Here is a 235-nt window from a genome sequence, read left to right as displayed (position 1 = left end):
TAACTGTAATGTGGTTGCGGGAGCCGGATTTGAACCGACGACCTTCGGGTTATGAGCCCGACGAGCTACCAAACTGCTCCATCCCGCGTCCGGATGCATTGTTTAAGACAATGAGACTAAACCATTTTCATCTTCAGCATAAAGCGTGAGAGAGAATTTGGAGCGATACATCGGGTTCGAACCGATGACCTCAACCTTGGCAAGGTTGCGCTCTACCAACTGAGCTAGTATCGCA

2 tRNA genes are annotated in these 235 nt (G+C 49.8%); both read right to left on the bottom strand.

Going from position 1 to position 235, the window contains the following annotated elements:
• Positions 1 to 11 precede the first annotated feature (11 nt).
• Positions 12 to 88: transfer RNA gene (locus AB4323_RS24445), tRNA-Met, on the bottom strand.
• Positions 89 to 158: 70 nt separating this feature from the next.
• Positions 159 to 234, bottom strand: a tRNA-Gly gene (locus tag AB4323_RS24440).
• Between the last annotated feature and the right edge of the window lies 1 nt (position 235).

Origin of the sequence: Vibrio sp. 10N.261.52.C11 (assembly GCF_041471405.1) — a bacterium.
In the GTDB taxonomy this organism is placed as follows: domain Bacteria; phylum Pseudomonadota; class Gammaproteobacteria; order Enterobacterales; family Vibrionaceae; genus Vibrio; species Vibrio crassostreae_C.
This window is presented reverse-complemented; position numbering and strand designations above follow the sequence as displayed.